This window comes from Bradyrhizobium sp. 195, assembly GCF_023101665.1.
GTDB lineage: Bacteria > Pseudomonadota > Alphaproteobacteria > Rhizobiales > Xanthobacteraceae > Bradyrhizobium.
Genome location: NZ_CP082161.1, coordinates 8,120,853 through 8,135,053 on the forward strand (window position 1 = coordinate 8,120,853; position 14,201 = coordinate 8,135,053).

Annotated in this window: 13 protein-coding genes; 4 read left to right on the top strand and 9 right to left on the bottom strand. The window is 64.6% G+C overall.

What is annotated here, in order from left to right; genetic code table 11:
* Nucleotides 1-134: 134 nt before the first annotated feature.
* The 7 genes from sucD to IVB26_RS37840 all read right to left on the bottom strand — a co-directional run bounded on the left by sucD (nucleotide 135) and on the right by IVB26_RS37840 (nucleotide 6,902).
* Complete coding sequence (sucD, locus tag IVB26_RS37810; protein ID WP_212252234.1) at nucleotides 135-1,019, bottom strand: succinate--CoA ligase subunit alpha; 885 nt, start codon at nucleotides 1,017-1,019, stop codon at nucleotides 135-137.
* Between the two features lie 33 nt (nucleotides 1,020-1,052).
* Nucleotides 1,053-1,532 carry a DUF1579 domain-containing protein gene (locus IVB26_RS37815; protein ID WP_247969919.1) on the bottom strand — a complete coding sequence of 160 codons (480 nt, stop codon included), beginning with the start codon at nucleotides 1,530-1,532 and terminating at the stop codon, nucleotides 1,053-1,055.
* A 4-nt stretch (nucleotides 1,533-1,536) separates the two neighbouring features.
* Entirely contained in the window at nucleotides 1,537-2,733 is a 1,197-nt protein-coding gene (gene sucC / locus IVB26_RS37820) for an ADP-forming succinate--CoA ligase subunit beta (RefSeq protein ID WP_246925377.1), read from the bottom strand.
* A 221-nt stretch (nucleotides 2,734-2,954) separates the two neighbouring features.
* Nucleotides 2,955-3,923: a malate dehydrogenase gene (gene mdh / locus IVB26_RS37825; RefSeq protein WP_008145224.1), complete on the bottom strand. Its 969-nt coding sequence runs from the start codon at nucleotides 3,921-3,923 to the stop codon at nucleotides 2,955-2,957.
* Nucleotides 3,924-4,153: 230 nt separating this feature from the next.
* A complete protein-coding gene (gene zapE / locus IVB26_RS37830) occupies nucleotides 4,154-5,338 on the bottom strand; it encodes a cell division protein ZapE (RefSeq protein ID WP_247969920.1) in 1,185 nt (394 codons plus the stop codon).
* 210 nt (nucleotides 5,339-5,548) lie between these two features.
* Entirely contained in the window at nucleotides 5,549-6,085 is a 537-nt protein-coding gene (thpR, locus tag IVB26_RS37835; protein WP_247969921.1) for an RNA 2',3'-cyclic phosphodiesterase, read from the bottom strand.
* A gap of 172 nt (nucleotides 6,086-6,257) precedes the next feature.
* A complete protein-coding gene (locus IVB26_RS37840; RefSeq protein ID WP_247973373.1) occupies nucleotides 6,258-6,902 on the bottom strand; it encodes an arylesterase in 645 nt (214 codons plus the stop codon).
* Between the two features lie 55 nt (nucleotides 6,903-6,957).
* Between IVB26_RS37840 and IVB26_RS37845 the strand changes: the two genes are divergently transcribed.
* From IVB26_RS37845 to IVB26_RS37860, 4 genes are all read left to right on the top strand, one after another.
* Nucleotides 6,958-7,677, top strand: a complete 720-nt coding sequence (locus IVB26_RS37845) for an ABC transporter ATP-binding protein (RefSeq protein WP_247969922.1) — start codon at nucleotides 6,958-6,960, stop codon at nucleotides 7,675-7,677.
* A complete protein-coding gene (locus tag IVB26_RS37850) occupies nucleotides 7,674-10,244 on the top strand; it encodes an ABC transporter permease (RefSeq protein WP_247969923.1) in 2,571 nt (856 codons plus the stop codon). The genes IVB26_RS37845 and IVB26_RS37850 overlap by 4 nt, the downstream gene beginning before the upstream one ends.
* A 280-nt stretch (nucleotides 10,245-10,524) precedes the next feature.
* Entirely contained in the window at nucleotides 10,525-11,316 is a 792-nt protein-coding gene (locus tag IVB26_RS37855; RefSeq protein ID WP_247969924.1) for a Bax inhibitor-1/YccA family protein, read from the top strand.
* 331 nt (nucleotides 11,317-11,647) lie between these two features.
* Entirely contained in the window at nucleotides 11,648-12,178 is a 531-nt protein-coding gene (locus IVB26_RS37860; protein ID WP_247969925.1) for a GNAT family N-acetyltransferase, read from the top strand.
* 109 nt (nucleotides 12,179-12,287) lie between these two features.
* On the opposite strand, the gene IVB26_RS37865 is transcribed toward IVB26_RS37860, so the two are convergent.
* Together IVB26_RS37865 and IVB26_RS37870 are read right to left on the bottom strand one after the other, a co-directional pair.
* A complete protein-coding gene (locus IVB26_RS37865; RefSeq protein WP_247969926.1) occupies nucleotides 12,288-12,659 on the bottom strand; it encodes a DUF2794 domain-containing protein in 372 nt (123 codons plus the stop codon).
* A gap of 525 nt (nucleotides 12,660-13,184) precedes the next feature.
* Nucleotides 13,185-13,961, bottom strand: a complete 777-nt coding sequence (locus IVB26_RS37870) for a DUF1223 domain-containing protein (RefSeq protein ID WP_247969927.1) — start codon at nucleotides 13,959-13,961, stop codon at nucleotides 13,185-13,187.
* Between the last annotated feature and the right edge of the window lie 240 nt (nucleotides 13,962-14,201).

Consider the following 14,201-nt stretch of genomic DNA (forward strand, 5'->3'; position numbering starts at 1 on the left):
GGAGTTCCTGGCGATTTCGGTTCGCGCATAATAAACGGCGCTGGCACCGAGCTCCCCGGCAGAGGCTCGGCGCGACAGGCACCCTTTACCCTATTTGCTGCGAAACTTCGCCCGGAAAAGTACGAAGAAGTGAATTAACCCTTCAACTTTTCGGCAAGCGTATGGCCGAGGCGCGCGGGCGACGGGGACACTGTAATCCCTGCCGATTTCATCGCTTCGGTCTTGGAACCAGCGTCGCCCTTGCCGCCCGAGATGATCGCGCCGGCGTGGCCCATGCGGCGGCCGGGAGGGGCCGTGACACCGGCAATAAAGCCGACCATCGGCTTCTTGCGGCCGCGCTTGGCCTCGTCCTTGAGGAACTGGGCGGCGTCTTCCTCGGCGGAACCGCCGATCTCGCCGATCATGATGATCGACTCGGTCTTGGGGTCACCGAGCAGCATTTCCAGCACGTCGATGAACTCGGTTCCCTTGACCGGGTCGCCGCCGATGCCGACCGCGGTGGTCTGGCCGAGGCCTTCCTGGGAGGTCTGGAACACGGCTTCGTAAGTGAGCGTGCCGGAGCGGGAGACGATGCCGACCGAGCCGGTCTTGAAGATGTTGGCGGGCATGATGCCGATCTTGCATTCGCCGGCGGTCATGACGCCCGGGCAGTTCGGCCCGATCAGGCGCGACTTGGAAGCCGCCAGCGAGCGCTTCACCCGCACCATGTCGATAACGGGAATGCCCTCGGTGATGCAGACGATCAGCGGGATCTCGGCGTCGATGGCTTCGCAGATCGCATCGGCCGCGCCCGGGGGCGGCACGTAGATCACCGACGCATCGGCGCCGGTCTTCTCACGCGCATCGCGCACGGTGTCGAACACCGGCAGGCCCAGATGGGTCGCGCCGCCTTTGCCCGGCGAGGTGCCGCCGACCATCTTGGTGCCGTACGCAATCGCGGCCTCCGAGTGGAAGGTGCCGTTCTTGCCGGTAAAGCCCTGGCAGATGACCTTGGTGTTCTTGTCGATCAGGATGGACATGAGGTCTGCTTTCGCGAACTAACGAGTGAGAGGTCAGTGGATGCGGCGGTAGACGCCGGTGAGCACGTCGGCCCAGCCTTCCGCGTCCGGCGAGAACTGGATCTTCAACGAATAGGAATTGTCGTCGATGATTTCGTAGACGTGGCGCGCATTGCCGCGGAGCGAGCCGCGCACCAGCGTCAGGGTCTTGCCGACCCACCCGCCGGAGGCGGGCGAGGGCGGCGTGTAGCCGAGCGAATCGTACCAGAACAATTTGTAGGTCCGGTCGTCGCGGTCGAAGGTGAAGATGCCGTGGGTGGCGAAGCTCTGCTTGCCGCTACGCGTCTGCACCGTGTCCTGGATCAGGTAGAAGCCATTGAGATCCATGCGCGCGACGATGTGAGAGGTGGCAGGGCCACCCTCCATCCAGCGCGACGGAAAGACCACCTCTTCGCCATTCCATTCGCCGGCGAACGCGGCGAGGCGCGCGTGCTCTGCAAGCGGAGATGATGCGGCGAGATGGTCCTGGGTCATGGCCTCAGCCTCCCTTGACGGCCTTCACGATCTTCTGCGCGGCGTCGTCGAGATTGTCGGCCGGCACCACGTTCAGACCGGATTCGCGGATGATCTTCTTGCCGAGCTCGACATTGGTGCCTTCGAGGCGAACCACCAGCGGCACGCTGAGGCCGACTTCACGCACGGCCGCCGTGACGCCCTCGGCAATCACGTCGCACTTCATGATGCCGCCGAAGATGTTGACCAGGATGCCCTTCACGTTGGGATCCGCGGTGATGATCTTGAACGCGGCCGCGACCTTCTCCTTGCTGGCGCTGCCGCCGACGTCGAGGAAGTTGGCCGGCGCCATGCCGTAGAGCTTGATGATGTCCATCGTCGCCATGGCGAGACCGGCGCCGTTGACCATGCAGCCGATGTTGCCGTCGAGCGTGACGTAGTTGAGGTCGTACTTGGACGCCTCGATTTCCTTGGCGTCTTCCTCGGTCTCGTCGCGCAGCGCGAGCACCTCGGGATGGCGGAACAGCGCGTTGTCGTCGAACGACACCTTGGCGTCGAGCACGCGGAGCTGGCCCTGCTTGGTCACGACCAGCGGGTTGATCTCCAGCATCGACATGTCCTTGGCGACGAATGCCGTGAACAGCTGGGCGGTCAGCTTCTCGGCCTGCTTGGCCAGGTCACCGGAGAGCTTGAGCGCATTGGCGACGGTGCGGCCGTGATGGCCCATGATGCCGGTGGCGGGATCGACCGAGAAGGTGACGATCTTCTCGGGCGTGTTGTGCGCGACGTCCTCGATGTTGACGCCGCCTTCGGTCGAGACGACGAAGGAGACGCGCGAGGTCTCGCGGTCGACCAGGAGCGAGAGGTAGAATTCCTTGTCGATGTCCGAGCCGTCCTCGATGTAGAGGCGGTTGACCTGCTTGCCGGCGGGACCGGTCTGGATCGTCACCAGCGTGGCGCCGAGCATCTGCTTGGCGAATTCGGAGACCTCCGCCGCCGACTTGGCGATGCGGACGCCGCCCTTGTCGCCGGCAGAGGCTTCCTTGAACTTGCCCTTGCCGCGGCCGCCAGCGTGGATCTGGCTCTTTACCACCCAGACCGGACCGGGCAGCGCCTTGGCGGCGGCTTCCGCGTCGGCGGGCTTCAGGACGGGCACGCCCTTGGAGATCGCTACGCCGAACTCGCTGAGCAGCGCTTTGGCCTGATATTCATGGATATTCATATGGTCGCTCCCTGAACCCGCGGGCGGTGACCTCTTGGGCCCACCTCAGTCTTGTGGCTGGCATACCATATACCACAGGAACTGCAACCCGGATTCTTTGACATCGATCTCTGGACTGCCGAACCGGGAACCCGCCAAGCCTTCAACACGTGATGCAGCCAAGCCCCGGAAATGAAACCGCCGAAGACCGGGTTTTGGTCTTCGGCGGGATTGTTTTGACCTTAGCGGCCGAGAAGATCGGGGGCGATCTTCTTGCAGGCGTCGACCAGGCCCTGCACCGCGCCGACCGACTTGTCGAAGGCTTCGCGGTCCTTGCCGGCGAGCTCGATCTCGACGACGCGCTCGACGCCCTTGGAGCCGATCACGACGGGCACGCCGACATACATGTCCTTCACGCCGTATTCGCCGTTGAGGTACGCGGCCGAGGGCAGCACGCGCTTCTTGTCACGCAGATAGCTCTCGGCCATCGCGATCGCGGACGCGGCCGGCGCGTAGAAGGCCGAGCCGGTCTTGAGCAGGTTGACGATCTCGGCGCCGCCGTTGCGGGTGCGGTCGACGATCTCGTCGAGGCGCGCCTGCGAGGTCCAGCCCATCTTGACGAGGTCGGGCAGCGGAATGCCGGCGACGGTGGAGTACTTCACCAGCGGCACCATGGTGTCGCCATGGCCGCCGAGCACGAAGGCGGTGACGTCTTCGACCGAGACGTTGAACTCATCGGCGAGGAAGTAGCGGAAGCGGGCCGAATCCAGCACGCCGGCCATGCCGACGACCTTCTTGTGCGGCAGGCCAGAAGCCTTCTGCAGCGCCCAGACCATCGCGTCGAGCGGGTTGGTGATGCAGATGACGAAGGCGTCGGGCGCGTACTTCTTGATGCCGGCACCGACCTGCTCCATGACCTTGAGGTTGATGGAGAGGAGGTCGTCGCGGCTCATGCCAGGCTTGCGCGGCACGCCGGCGGTGACGATGCAGACCTTGGCATTGTCGAGCGCCTCGTAGGAATTGGCGCCGGTATAATGCGCGTCAAAACCGTCGACCGGCGACGACTGCGCGATGTCGAGCGCCTTGCCCTGCGGCACGCCCTCGGCGATGTCGAACATCACGACATCGCCCAGTTCTTTCAGGCCGATGAGGTGAGCCAGCGTTCCACCGATCTGACCGGAGCCAATCAAAGCAATCTTGTCGCGCGCCATGTGAGCCTGTCCTTTAGACACGTAAGGAGGGGAAAACTGAGAGGGTGGTTATCCCTTTCGCTTCCCCCGTTCAAGTCGCCGGATGCCCATTTGTCAGGCTTGCCGCAAGAGCAGCCATACCGGGTCCGTCATTCCGGGATGCGCCGACAGGCGCAGGCCCGGAATCCATCGGGCAGCAGAAAATTGTGGCGCGTCGCGCCCGGGAAAATGACAGCGCTGACAAATAGGACTTAAGTCTCCACCAGGCCTTTGGTGGAGCCGCTGGCGGTGGAATCCTTGCGGCCGTGAGCCAGCGCCAGATAGGATTCCGAGCTCATCTCGATCAGGCGCGATGCCGTCCGCCTGAACTCCATGGCCTCGTTGCCCTCATGGGCGAGGTAGAGCGAGATCGGGTTGGCGTCGGCCGACGCCATCAGCTTCACGGCATTGTCATAGAGCGCGTCGATCAGCGTGATGAAGCGCTTGGCGGCATTGCGCTGGGAGAGATCCATCACTGGAATATGGTCGACCAGGATGGTGTGATAGTCGTGCGCCAGCCTGAGGTAATCGGATGCGCCGAGCGGCTTCTCGCAGAGGTCGGCGAACGAAAACCGCGCCACGCCGTGAGCCGAGCACGGCACGTGCAGGATGCGGCCCTTGATCGAAATATCGCGCGACCTGCATTTGGCGCCGCCCGACATCCGCGACCAGGCGCGGTCGAGCGCGGCATCCGCATCGCTATTCGCCGGCGTCAGCCACATCGGCACGCCCTGGAGCTTCTCAAGCCGGAAGTCGGTGCGCGCGTCGAGCCGCGCGACGTCCATGCGGTCGGTGATGTTCTTGATGAAGGGCAGGAACAGCGACCGGTTGAGGCCGCCCTTGTAGAGATCGTCGGGGGCAACGTTGGAGGTCGCGACCACGACGGTGCCGAGCTCGAACAATTTGGCGAATAGGCGTCCCAGGATCATCGCATCCGCGATATCGGTGACGTGGAATTCGTCGAAGCAGAGCAGCCAGCTCTCCTCGAAGATCGCATTCGCGGTCAGCGCGATGACGTCGCCGTCGGCGATCTCGCCGCGCGCGATGCCCTGGCGATAATCGTAGATGCGCTCATGCACGTCGGCCATGAATTCGTGGAAATGCGCGCGCCGCTTGTGCTCGACGGATGAGTGCTGGAAGAACAAATCCATCAGCATCGTCTTGCCGCGGCCGACCTCGCCGTGGATGTAGAGCCCGCGCGGCGCCTCGTCCTTGTCGCTGCTGAACAGGCGGCTGAGCAGACCCTGCTTGCGCAGCGGCTTGTAAGCAGCGAGGCGCTGGTCGAGCGCCGCATAGGCCTCGGCGACCTCGGCCTGCGCGGCATCCGGCTCGATCGCGCCGGAGGCGATCTCGGCCTGATAGGCTTCGCTGAATGGGGAACTGGGGGTCGAGAGCATGGCCCCTTACCGCCAGAGACCGGCGGAAATTGCAAGCCGTGAATTGGTGGGCGGGGTATGCGCCTTCGTGTCCCGGACGCGCTGCAGCGTGCAACGCTGCTTCGCAGAGCGGGGACCCGCTGTTTCGTACATCGATCGTGGAACGATGGGCCCCCGGGCTCAGCGGCGCCTCGCTAACGCGCTGCGCCGCGTCCGGGTACGAGAGCGGCGCTACTCACACAGCTCGTACGCGTCCTCGACCACATACGGCCCGCCGCCCGTCGAGGCCCGCGATGAGAACAGCACAAAACGTTCGGCCATGAACGCCTTGCTCGGGAAGTAGCCGCGCAGCGAGAGATAGTCGGCGACGTCGCGGTCGGTGGCGTCGTGCAACCGGGCCAGCGTGACGTGCGGAATGAACTTGCGCCCCTCCGGGTTGAGGCCGATCCGCTGCATCATGCGCTCGAGCTCGGCCTGCAATTCCATCAGCGGCTTGCTAGGCGCGATGGTTGCGACCACCGCGCGCGGCTTGCGTCCGCCGAAACTCTGCAAACCCTGCACCTTCACCTCGAACGGCTTGCGGTCGACCCGAAACAGCATCGAGGCGATCTCGTTGGCGGACAGGCCGTCGATATCGCCGATGAAGCGCAACGTGACGTGATAATTTTCGGGATCGATCCACCGGGCGCCGGGAAGGCCACCCCGCAAGTTGGAAAGCGACTGGCCGATCTCGGCCGGAATTTCCAGACCAGTGAACAAACGCGGCATCGTTTCGCACTCCCGATGCTTGGGTACAATCCCTGAGCAGGATCATATCCAAATTAGAGCCGGTGACGAATCACCGGTACCTTGATTCCTATCGCAGTTGTGTGACTCTGCGAAGCATCGCACGCCCCACCCCCGGTAAATCCCTGGGAATTACGGATCGCCCTGCCTGCATTCAACGCCGCTGCCCAGCGATCGTGCCAATGAATGCCTCCACCGTGGGCATGATGTTGCCGACGATGATGTCGACGCCGGCCGCGGTCGGATGAATGCCGTCGGCCTGGTTGAGCTTGGCATCGGCGGCGACGGCGTCGAGGAAGAACGGATAGAGCGGCACGTCGAATTTCTTCGCAAGCTCCGGATAAATCGAATTGAAGCGCGCGGCATAATCGGCGCCGTAATTCGGTGGCGCCAGCATGCCGCACAGCATAACCGGAATCTTGCGCGCCTTGAGCCGCTGGATGATGTCGGTGAGCGCGGCGCGCGTCAAATCGGGATCGATGCCGCGCAGCGCATCGTTGGCGCCGAGCTCGACGATGACGCCCTCGGTTCCGTCCGGCACCGACCAGTCGAGCCGGTCGCGGCCGCCGGAGGTGGTGTCGCCGGACACCCCGGCATTGGTCATGTCAACCGCTATGCCTTTGGCCTCTAAGGCTTTTTGAAGTTTTTGGGGGAACGCCTCCTGGGCCGCGAGGCCGAGACCGGCACTCAAGGAATCACCGAGAACCACCAGCTTGATCGGCTTGGCGGCCGGCTGTGCTTGTGCCGACACGCTTGTCGCAATCGTCATCAAAGCGAGCATCAACACGGCTATGTGCATGAACAATCCGTAACGCCTCTCGACCGCGCTATCGGAGTTGCCATATGACCGGACCATGGACACTCGCATCGAAACCTCTTCGCTCGCCGCTGCCGCGGACACCATCGCCATCTCCAACGTCAATCTCTCATTGGGTACTGGCGCGGCACGCGTTCACATCCTCAAGGATATCAGCTTGCGGGTCGCCTCGGGCGAGACGATCGGCCTGATCGGCCCGTCAGGCTCGGGCAAATCCACGCTGCTGATGGTGATGGCGGGGCTGGAGCGTCCTGATAGCGGAGAGGTGGTGGTCTCAGGTACGCCTTTCAATGCCCTCGACGAGGACGCGCTGGCCCGCTTCCGCGGCCGCCAGGTCGGCATCGTCTTCCAGTCCTTCCATCTGATCCCGACCATGACGGCGCTGGAAAACGTCGCCGTGCCGCTCGAGCTCGCCGGCAATCCGGACGCCGCAAGGCGCGCGGCGCAGGAGCTGCAATCGGTCGGACTTGGCGATCGCCTGCATCACTATCCGACGCAGCTCTCCGGCGGCGAGCAGCAGCGCGTGGCGCTCGCCCGTGCGCTGGCGCCCGATCCCGCCATCCTCGTTGCCGACGAGCCGACCGGCAATCTGGATGAGGCCACGGGGAAGCAGATCGTCGATCTCCTGTTCAGCAAGCATTCCGAGCGCGGCATGACGCTGGTGCTGGTCACGCACGATTCCTCGCTCGCGCAACGCTGCGATCGCGTGATCCGCCTGCGCTCCGGGCGCATCGACACGCAGTCGGCGCCGGCATGAGCGCGGCAGCCGAACCCTCGGCGAAACCCGGCGGCGTCGCGCTGTCGCTGCGTTACGCGCTGCGCGAATTGCGCGGGGGCTTGCGCGGCTTCTACGTCTTCATCGCCTGCATCGCGCTCGGCGTGATGGCAATCGCCGGCGTCGGCTCGGTATCTGCGAGCCTCTCCGACGGCCTTGCCCGCGAGGGCCGCACGCTGCTCGGTGGCGACGTCTCCTTCGTGCTGTTCCAGCGCGAAGCGAAACCTGAAGAGGTCGCCTTCCTGCGCTCGCGCGGCAACGTCTCGACCGCCGCCACCTTGCGCGGCATGGCGCGCGCGGCCGACGGCCAGCTCGCTTTGGTCGAGATGAAGGCGGTCGACGACACCTATCCGATGCTCGGCCAGCTGAAGCTTGCGCCGCAGCTGGCGATGCCCGATCTGCTTGCGGAACGTGACGGCGCGTTCGGCGCCGCCGCCGATCCGACGCTGCTGGCGCGGCTGTCGCTGAAGACCGGCGATCGCGTCACCATCGGCGCTGCGACCTTCCAGATCCGCAGCACGGTCGAGACCGAGCCCGACAAGCTCGCCGGCGGCATCGGCTTCGGCCCGCGCTTCCTGATCAGCGAGGCGGGCCTGCGGGCCACTGGCCTGATCCAGCCCGGCAGCCTGGTGCGCTGGGTCTATCGGGTGAAGCTGCCGGATGCTGCGAACAACGAGCGCGCCACCGAAGCCTTCATCGCGGATGCACGCAACGCGGCGCCGCAGGCCGGCTGGGAGATCCGCAGCCGCTCCAACGCCTCGCCGCAGCTCGAGCGCAACATCAACCGATTCACCCAGTTCCTGACCCTGGTCGGCCTCGCCGCGCTGCTGGTCGGCGGTGTCGGCGTGGCCAATGCCGTGAAGAGCCATATCGACCGTCGGCTCGAAGTGATCGCTGCCCTCAAGGCCGTCGGCGCCACCGGGCGCGACGTGTTCGGCATCTATCTCGCGCAGGTTCTTCTGCTGGCGGGCATCGGCTCGATAATCGGCCTTGCGCTCGGCGCCGCCATGCCCTTCGCCATCGTCGGCCTGTTCGGCAAGCTCTTGCCGCTGCCGGTGGTGCCGGCCGTGCATGCCGACGAGCTCGCGCTGTCCTTCGTCTATGGCCTCCTGACCGCGCTCGCTTTCGGCCTGTGGCCGCTCGGGCGTGTCCACGACGTGCCGGTGGCCGCGCTGTTCCGGGACACCATCAGCTCGGAATGGCACCGGCCGCGCTTGGGCTATCTCGTGTTCATGGGCGTCGTGATCGCGCTGCTGATCGCGGTCGTGATCGGGCTGTCGTTCGACAAGCGCATCGCGGCGGTGTTCGTGGCCTCCTCGGTCGTCGTGTTCGCCCTGCTGCGCGGCATTGCCGCCCTGCTGATGGCAACCGCGCGGCGGCTGCCGCGGACACGGCTGCCGATGCTGCGGCTTGCGATCGCCAACATCCACCGGCCGGGTGCGCTGACGCCGTCCGTCGTGCTGTCGCTGGGGCTCGGGCTCGCCGTGCTCGTCACCATCACCCAGATCGACGGCAATCTGCGCCGGCAATTCCTCGCGGCGCTTCCCGATCAGGCGCCGTCGTTCTTCTTCATCGACATTCCGAGCACGCAAGCCGAGCAGTTCGACCTCTATCTGCGCCAGATCGCGCCGGGTGCGAAGGTCGAGGACGTGCCGATGCTGCGCGGACGCATCGTCGCGGCGCGCGGCGTTCGCGCCGAGGAGCTCAAGCCGACCACCGATTCCGAATGGGTGCTGCAGAGCGACCGCGGCCTGACCTATACCGGCGAGCTACCGAAGGGTTCCAAGGTGGTCGAGGGCGAATGGTGGAGCGCGGACTATTCCGGCCCGCCGCTGGTCTCGATGGAGAAGAAGATCGCCGACGGATTAGGCCTCAAGCTCGGCGACGAAGTCGTGGTCAATGTGCTCGGCCGCGACATTCCGGCTAGAATCGGCAATCTGCGCACCATCGACTGGCAGGGACTCGGCATCAACTTCGTTCTCGTGTTCTCGCCGAACGCCTTCAAGGGCGCGCCGCACACCCACATCGCGACGCTGACGGAAGCGGGCGGAAATGCGGCAGGCGACGGCAAGATCATCAAGCAGGTCGCCGACGCCTACCCGATGGTGACGAGCGTGCGCGTACGCGAGGTGATGGAGACGGTCGGCTCGGTGGTGACCAATCTGGCGCTGGCCATTCGCGGCGCCAGCGCCGTGACCTTGATCTCGGCGATCCTGGTGCTGGGCGGGGCGCTCGCCGCCGGCCATCGCCACCGGGTCTACGATGCGGTGATCCTGAAGACGCTGGGCGCGACGCGGCTGCGGCTGCTGGGCGCCTATGCGCTCGAATATCTCCTGATCGGGCTCGCCACCGCATTGTTCGGCGTGATCTCCGGCAGCATCGCGGCCTGGATGATCGTGACGCGGCTGATGACGCTGAGCTTCGTCTGGCAGGCCGGCAGCGCGGCGGGCGTGGTGGCGGCCGCCCTGGTCGTCACGGTCGGGCTCGGGCTTGCCGGCACGCTGCTGGCGTTGAACAAAAAGCCCGCCACGGTGTTGCGGAATTTGTGACAAATTGAAGCGGAGGATCAAGCCGGGCGGAATCCCCCCGGTTTCCGCAATTAACCACATCGCTTGTCAGGCTCGCGTCAGGATCGCCGCCAAGGGCGACATTCAGCCGCGCGTGGAAGGTTGCAGCGAATGTGTTAGTTTCCCACATATCGAATGGGTTCGGAGCCCCGATTGTTAGCCAAAATTTAGTCGGTTGGCATCGGTATCCGAGATAGAATTTGACGAACCGGCGGCGTGGCGACCCTCATGCCGGACCGGACCAACCAACGGGAATTCGACCATGTCGGACCTAGACCGTAACTACGCTTCTCCTTTCGGCAGGGCCGCCGGGCGTGTTGACGCCGCGACGGTCGATGCCGGCCTGCGCGCCTATATGCTGCGCATCTACAACTACATGAGCATTGGCCTGGCCATCACCGGCCTTGCCGCGCTCGGCGTCTACATGGCTGCCGTAACAGACGTGCCGACCGCGGACGCCGTCCGCGTCGGCAAGCTGTTCCTGACGCCGTTCGGCTACGCGATGTTCGTCAGCCCGCTGAAGTGGCTGTTCATGCTCGCGCCGCTCGCCATGGTGTTCGTGATCTCGGCGGGCATCAACCGTCTCGCGCCCTCGACCGCCCAGATCCTGTTCTGGGTATTCGCGGCGCTGATGGGCATCTCGCTGTCGTCGATCTTCCTGGTGTTCACGCACACCTCGATCGTTCGGGTGTTCTTCATCACCGCGGCGACCTTCGGCGCGCTCAGCCTCTACGGCTACACCACCAAGCGTGACCTGACCGGGATGGGCTCGTTCCTGTTCATGGGCCTGATCGGCATCATCATCGCGAGCCTGGTGAACCTGTTCCTGGCGAGCTCGTTGCTGCAGTTCATCGTGTCGGTGGTCGGCGTGCTGGTGTTCGCGGGCCTCACCGCCTGGGACACCCAGCGACTGAAGAACGACTACATCTACGGCTACGCCTCGGCCGGCGGTGAGATCGCGGAGCGTGCGGCCATCACCGGCGCGCTGTCGCTGTACCTGAACTTCATCAACCTGTTCACGCTGCTGCTGCAGCTCCTCGGCCAGCGCGACTAAGCGCTCAACCGAGTGAACGACATGAACCCCGGCCGAAAGGCCGGGGTTTTTGTTTGGGCCGGGAAAGCGCCGTGCGCGCGTAGCCCGGATGGAGCGTAGCGCATCCGGGAAAGTCGAGCCCGCGGATGAACCTACCCCGGATTTCGCTGCGCTCCATCCGGGCTACGAGGACGGTCTTTCCCGGTCATTGCGAGCGGAGCGAAGCAATCCAGGAATCTCTCCGCGGAGGCAGCCTGGATTGCTTCGTCGCAAGAGCTCCTCGCAATGACGGCGTACGGGGATGCAGCGGTGCCCCTTCCAGCCATCGCGGGAAGGCTTTAGTCTTCTTTCCATGTCCGCACCTGAAATCAGGCCCGCCACCGAGGCCGACCTTCCCGCCATCACCGCCATCTACCAGCAGGCCGTCCGCGAGGGCACCGCGACGTTCGAGTTGGAGCCGCCTGAACTCTCGGAGATGACGCGCCGCTATCGCGCGCTGGTCGACGGCGGCTATCCCTATTTCGTCGCCATCCTCGACGGCCGCGTCGCGGGCTATGCCTATGCCGGCGCCTACCGGCCGCGGCCGGCCTATCGCTTCACGGTCGAGAACTCGATCTATCTCGACCCCTCCTTCCACCGTCGCGGCGTCGGCTCGTTGCTGCTGGACCGGCTGATCACCGAATGCGAGGCGCGCGGCTTCCGCCAGATGATCGCGGTGATCGGCGATTCCGCCAATGCCGGCTCGATCGGCGTGCACACCAAAGGCGGCTTCAAGATGATCGGCACCCATCCCAATGTCGGGCTGAAATTCGGCCGCTGGCTCGACACGGTGATGATGCAGCGCGACCTCGGCGAGGGCGCGAGGAGCGTGCCGGGGAAGTAGGTCTCATAGGGTGGGCAAAGCGGAGCGTGCCCACGATTTACGGCGATCGAGAAAGGACGTGGGCACGGCGCGGTGCGCCTTTGCCCACCCTACGGCACCGGACGTGTGGCTAGACCACCGCCAGTTTCCGATCGATCACCAGCAGCACGCGCTCCAGCTCGTGGCCGCGGCGCAGGATCAAGCCCGTCGCCGAGATCACGCTGTACATGCCCTGCTTGCGCGCCAGCCGCGGATCCTTCTCGATGCGATAGATCGGCACTTCCGAGGCACGGCGATAGACCGAGAACACGGCGCGATCCCTGAGGAAGTCGATGGCATAATCGCGCCACTCGCCGTCGGCGACCATGCGGCCGTAAAGATTGAGAATGCGGTGCAGCTCGAGCCGGTTGAAGGTCACCCGGTTCGACTGCTGGGCGCTGGCTGCGGCGGGACGCGCCGCCGCGCGCTGCTCGCTCGGATCAGCATCCTCCGACAGACTCATGGGAAGCGCGCCTCCTCGTCGCACGACATGATCGCGTCCGCGAAAACCGTCCCCGGAACCGCAGATCATGACAGTGATATGATTGCGCCAACCGTTCCCCGCTGCAAGGCTCTTGATGGAACTCGCTACTCAACTTATCGGAATGAGCGCACACGCAGGAGTGGAACTTCCTCGCGGCAAACCGTCACGGGATCGTTAGCAGGAATCATACTCTCGCCGCTTTTCCGCCCAGCGACTGCCGCCCTGCATTGCGAAAAGACTCACGTGCGTTGACCCGGTCCTTTCGGTTCCGGATTCCTCAGCCCCCAGCCCCCCGGGGTCGAACAGGATCGGGTCTGTACGCGCAACAAGGAGGGCCAACGCAAGTTGGTCCTTTTTTGTTTGTGTCGGAATGTTTCCGGCCGCGACCGATCTTCTCACCAAACATCCGCGCGAAGACTCGCTCTCCTCATCTTGAGGAGCGCGCTCCTGCGCGCGCTCTCTCCATGAGGAGTTAGTACGAGCGTAGCGCTAGAGAAATTCGAATCAGTGCAGCGACGTGTACGCCGCGCCCAGCATCGGGCCGGGCTTCTCTCGGCTGCCGTCCTGGACATAGACCACCGCGCCGTCGACGCCGTCGCGCGTGAGGTTCTCGATCGGCACCGTCCAGCTTTCCGAACGCCCGGTCCAGTCACCGACCTTGAGCAGGTTGCGCACCACGTTGTGATAGGTGACCTGCTGCCCGCGATTCTCGCCGCGGGAGATCGCGATCGGCACCGACTTGGCGATCGAGCAGATCCAGACCTCGCCATGCGAGGCTGCGGGCTCGTTGCTCGCGGCCACCGACACGTTGATCTGCTTGCCCGCGAGCGACATCGTCACCGGCACGCTCATCACGCCGGCGCCTTTGTCGGTCTTGCCGATGGCATTCTCGATGCCGGTACGGTCGCTGCCGATGACGTGAGTCGAGCCGTTGACCACGACCTGCGGCGTATAGACCTCGCGGTCGCCGCGCATGCGCGAATAGGCACGCTGGCGTGCAGAGAAGCGCGAATCCGCCAGCGTGTCCTTCCAACCCAGATAGTCCCAATAATCGATCGGCATGCTCAGCGCGATGATCGACGGGTCTTTGGAGAGATCGCCGATGATCTGGTCCGCGGGCGGACATGAGGAACAGCCCTGCGAGGTAAACAATTCGACAACGGCGCGGGGATCAGCCTGCGCAGGACGGATGACAGCGACGATCGCACAGATGCCGATAGCGCCCGACCAGAGGGCACCGGACCAACGTGAAACCAGATGAGAAGCCGTCATTGTTGTCATGTCGAACGCCGCACACCATTGCTCGTGGGAAGGGAGATCTTATCGCCGGACGGTCACCGTAGTCTTACGGGGCGCGGCACACTCGACCGCCCAGGCAGACCGTCCAAAGGGAGGTTTCCGCCGGGCGGGCCCATCTAAAGCATGCCGCAAACGCACGAAGGCGGCCTTGTGATAGGCCGCCTTCGTTTAACCTTCTACTCACGTCGCGGTGAGCCACCGTTCACAAATTCGCGCGCGAAA

Excerpts from the sequence above, each read along its gene's own strand:
- sucD (WP_212252234.1), bottom strand. The coding sequence starts at position 1,019 with ATGTCCATCCTGATCGACAAGAACACCAAGGTCATCTGCCAGGGCTTT.
- IVB26_RS37815 (WP_247969919.1), bottom strand. The coding sequence starts at position 1,532 with ATGACCCAGGACCATCTCGCCGCATCATCTCCGCTTGCAGAGCACGCG.
- sucC (WP_246925377.1), bottom strand. The coding sequence starts at position 2,733 with ATGAATATCCATGAATATCAGGCCAAAGCGCTGCTCAGCGAGTTCGGC.
- mdh (WP_008145224.1), bottom strand. The coding sequence starts at position 3,923 with ATGGCGCGCGACAAGATTGCTTTGATTGGCTCCGGTCAGATCGGTGGA.
- zapE (WP_247969920.1), bottom strand. The coding sequence starts at position 5,338 with ATGCTCTCGACCCCCAGTTCCCCATTCAGCGAAGCCTATCAGGCCGAG.
- thpR (WP_247969921.1), bottom strand. The coding sequence starts at position 6,085 with ATGCCGCGTTTGTTCACTGGTCTGGAAATTCCGGCCGAGATCGGCCAG.
- IVB26_RS37840 (WP_247973373.1), bottom strand. The coding sequence starts at position 6,902 with ATGCACATAGCCGTGTTGATGCTCGCTTTGATGACGATTGCGACAAGC.
- IVB26_RS37845 (WP_247969922.1), top strand. The coding sequence starts at position 6,958 with ATGGACACTCGCATCGAAACCTCTTCGCTCGCCGCTGCCGCGGACACC.
- IVB26_RS37850 (WP_247969923.1), top strand. The coding sequence starts at position 7,674 with ATGAGCGCGGCAGCCGAACCCTCGGCGAAACCCGGCGGCGTCGCGCTG.
- IVB26_RS37855 (WP_247969924.1), top strand. The coding sequence starts at position 10,525 with ATGTCGGACCTAGACCGTAACTACGCTTCTCCTTTCGGCAGGGCCGCC.
- IVB26_RS37860 (WP_247969925.1), top strand. The coding sequence starts at position 11,648 with ATGTCCGCACCTGAAATCAGGCCCGCCACCGAGGCCGACCTTCCCGCC.
- IVB26_RS37865 (WP_247969926.1), bottom strand. The coding sequence starts at position 12,659 with ATGAGTCTGTCGGAGGATGCTGATCCGAGCGAGCAGCGCGCGGCGGCG.
- IVB26_RS37870 (WP_247969927.1), bottom strand. The coding sequence starts at position 13,961 with ATGACAACAATGACGGCTTCTCATCTGGTTTCACGTTGGTCCGGTGCC.